The organism is Bacillus solimangrovi (assembly GCF_001742425.1).
GTDB lineage: Bacteria > Bacillota > Bacilli > Bacillales > Bacillaceae_N > Bacillus_AV > Bacillus_AV solimangrovi.
The window spans coordinates 1-3,732 of sequence record NZ_MJEH01000053.1 but is presented as its reverse complement, the minus strand read 5'-3'; the positions used below and the strand labels follow the sequence as shown (position 1 = coordinate 3,732).

Sequence of the window (3,732 nt, the reverse complement as noted above, 5' to 3'; positions counted from 1 at the left end):
AAATATAATACATCTCCTTCTAAACAAATAAATCCATTAAAAAGTTTATTAACTCAAGCTTTTAGCTTGATGGCGGTGCGGCTCAACCCCATAGTGAGCACTTATTAACAAGGGCTATTATTAATAATTCCTTTATTATATATAAATAACAATACTAGTATATTTATGTATAATATAGTAAAATATTATCTATTAAAGTTGGTAGATAATATAAATTTATGAATAAGGAGATGAAGAAAGATGAAGAAAAAAGGAATTTTAAATCTATTTTTAGCTTTTTCTATGGTTTTATTTCTAGGAGGATTTACGCAAGTAGAAGCGGCAGAACCAGGATCAGGAGCAGCACTTTTGCCTGGAGTCTATCTCTATGAAGATTATGATTTTGAAGGAGATGTATTATATTTTTCATCTGCTGGAGAATATAATTTAGATGATGATTATGACTTTAATGATGAATTAAGTTCTTTAAAGATCGTTGGTGACTACGCAGTAGTGCTTTATGAAGATGATGATTGGACAAATACGAGTTCATATTTTGATAGTAGTGTAGATGATATCTCAGATTATAAAATAGACAATGATAATGCATCGTCTATCACGATTTACAAACTTCCTAAGAACGACGGAGGACTTCATTTATTTGAAGATTATGATTTTGAAGGAGACCATTACAGATTTGGTCCAGGTCTATACGATTTAAAAGATTTTGATTTCAATAATGAAGCTAGCTCTTTTTATATCAATGGTTCTTACAGAGTAACATTCTATCAAGATACTTTTTCAGGAGCAAGTGTCACTGTAACAAGTGTGGATTACTTAGAAATGGAAGAGTTAAAACATTTTATCATAGGTAATGACACGATAACCTCAATATGGGTAGAAGAACTGTAAGGTAATTAGGAGAAAATTGAGATTATTAATTATAACAAACCTGTACCCTTTAGAGAAGGTAAGAGACTCTTCAAAGGGTATATTTATGTATAAAATAGAAAAGTGATACGGTGACACAAATGTGGGGATAAAAAAAGCCTTCTTAATGTAAGAAGGCTTTTTTATATCATGGTGCGTATGTTGTAGTTCCCATTGCAATTTGCTTTCATTTACAGACCAATTAAACAGGTCTTTGCGTAACTTCTCCATTTCTATTTTTTGAATAATTCAGATTTTATAGCCTGTTATTCAATATTATTGGAATCTTTTTCATTAGTATTTATTGTAATCAAGGAAAATTGATTTCTTTCTAGCTTGTTTTCAATATTAAACATAGACTTTATCTCTTCTAACTGTTTTAAAACAGCAGAGTCATTTTCTTTATTAATCGTTGATAGCAGTTCCTCTATTTTCGCTAAACGTTCATCTAATTTAATTTGTTGTCTGTTATTTTTATCTTTATCAACTATTCTATAAGTCATCGCAACGAATAAAGATGAAAATCCTAGAAATAGCCCACTGGAAGCAACCCAAAGTCCAGAATCGTCAATTCTGAATAACATAACAATTACTATCAACATATTCATTACAAGAATAATAGAAAAAAATAAATCGATCTTGTCAATTTTCCCCATGGAAGAGACCACCTTTTTTGTACATTATACATTAATTCCCTAGTATTTATAACTATTCAACTTCTTTCAAACAAATGCTTTATTTTATTAATATCCATTATTGAGAATACTAATAAATCTATTAAATCCAACAACTCATATTGGGTTGTTTCAATTGGGAAGTGAAAATATTGGCTATGTTCCATTAATAGAAGGATTGAATGGGAAATTAAAAATAACTAATTCGGAATACGTTACAAATGAAATAAAGTAGATGAAGAAGTTATGCGTAAGTTTGTTGAACAAACATTTACCGATCAGAATGGAACATTAATAGAAATCAAAGTAGAAGTTCTATATTGTCTCACTTTTTTATTCTGGTCTATAGTTCATATATAGCAAGCCTTTTTAAAAATAAAAATATGCTTATATAATATATTTTTTCATTGTACACATAATATTTTGAAAGCGCTTAATATAGAAAATGATGTCATTTCTGAAAATAAAAAAATTCATCAATCGAAATTATTTCAACATGGATTGAGAAATAGTGAAGTACACAATGAGAAAAAAGTTATTGAAATGTTGTTGTTACGGGATTATAAGTGAATTTTCAGAAAAAATAGATTGTCATATTTTTGTTAAAATGTTTAATTCTAATTGCCTATTGTAAAAGAAAAATTGGTTTTAAGTTCCTGTGTATATATTGTATTTTTGTTTAATTGTTAAAAATATGTCACAAAAAACCAGTTTATATTCCTATTGTAGTAACATGTTTGCTGGAGTAATCTTTAAGAGTATTTTAAAAAGGTACAGAAAAAAGCCTGTAAAAAGTTGCGGTTCTTTGCTTCTGATCCTTATGCAATCTGAAATTGTACATTTCATAATGGATAGTTTAAATTCATCATATTTTTATCGTCCTTTTTGCGCCTTTTTAAACATCAATGGAAGCAAATTTATATTTAGAGATGAGGATGAATTTTATGAAAAAGTTATTGACAATTGCTTCAGCAGCACTGCTTACAAGTTCTTTCAACGTACCATCAGCTAACGCCTTCTCGGGTGAAGTTGAACTAGGTGCGGGTAGTTATTCTACCGTGAAACCTTCAGGTGTATCAGATGTGCAAGATATGATTTTTAAAACGTCTAATATAACTGGTGCAATGCCTACAAATGATTGGTGGAGTTCGACTGCTTGGGAACAATATTCAAGCGCTCAATATCCACACCCACTAGCAATGATTAATGAGCCATCTGGACTTCGAATCTATAATCCTAGTAATAACATTCAAGGATTAGGGGGATTCTCAGCAGGAACGATGAATGATATTGACGATTTTGTTCTTGGTCATACGGGTACAGGTTCATTTGAAAATACGAAGGTTGATGATTATAGTGACTGGTTTGTCACGAACGAATACATAAATGGAGGAAACTCCCTTCAAGTTACATATGGACACGGTTCACCATTTGTTTATGCGACATATGAAGGTGGCGATCCGAAAATCACGCTATCTTCAACACCTCCAACTGTTTGGTATGGTGATGAAAATAGCAATGTATTAGGTATTACGACTGAAAAGGGTAGTCACTATGCATTGTTTGGTCCAAGTGGATCGACGTGGTCAGGATTAAACTCGAAAACATTAACAAATCATTTAAACGGTAAGGACTATTTCTCTGTTGCGGTTCTTCCTGATAATTCACTCGAAACGTTGAAAAAATTCGAGCAGTATGCGTACTCACATGTCGTTGATACAAAGGTTGATTGGTTTTATAACGAGAATACTAGTGAGGTAGAAACAACGTATACATTTGAAACAGAAGCAAAAGAAGGATCGAACGAAGGTACGATTTTCGCTCTATATCCACACCAATGGAAGAATACGAATCAATCTCTTTTAGATTATACGTTTGATTCTATTCGTGGCACGATGAAGCTTGCAGAAGGGTCGTCGTTTGAAACAACGATGAAGTTCAACGGAGTGTTACCTTCATTACCCGATGCAGGTACATATGATAAAAATAAATTGGCACGCTTCATAGATGAAGCACAAACTGAAGTGGACAATCCAAGTGACACATATTGGTACGGAAAACGATTAGGTGAGCTTGCGACACTTGCTCCAATCGCTGAACAAGTAGACGATAATGAAGCTGCAAATCAATTCCGACAAGAAATGAAATC

2 protein-coding genes and 1 pseudogene are annotated in these 3,732 nt (G+C 31.9%); 2 read left to right on the top strand and 1 reads right to left on the bottom strand.

Annotated features, from left to right (window positions below):
* Positions 1-240: 240 nt before the first annotated feature.
* Complete coding sequence (locus tag BFG57_RS14865; RefSeq protein WP_069718286.1) at positions 241-891, top strand: peptidase inhibitor family I36 protein; 651 nt, start codon at positions 241-243, stop codon at positions 889-891.
* A gap of 284 nt (positions 892-1,175) precedes the next feature.
* Here BFG57_RS14865 and BFG57_RS14860 read toward each other — a convergent pair whose 3' ends face one another.
* Complete coding sequence (locus BFG57_RS14860) at positions 1,176-1,565, bottom strand: hypothetical protein (RefSeq protein ID WP_069718285.1); 390 nt, start codon at positions 1,563-1,565, stop codon at positions 1,176-1,178.
* Positions 1,566-2,527: 962 nt separating this feature from the next.
* Here BFG57_RS14860 and BFG57_RS14855 point away from each other — a divergent pair.
* Positions 2,528-3,732, top strand: a pseudogene (locus tag BFG57_RS14855) (glycosyl hydrolase); the annotation flags it as partial.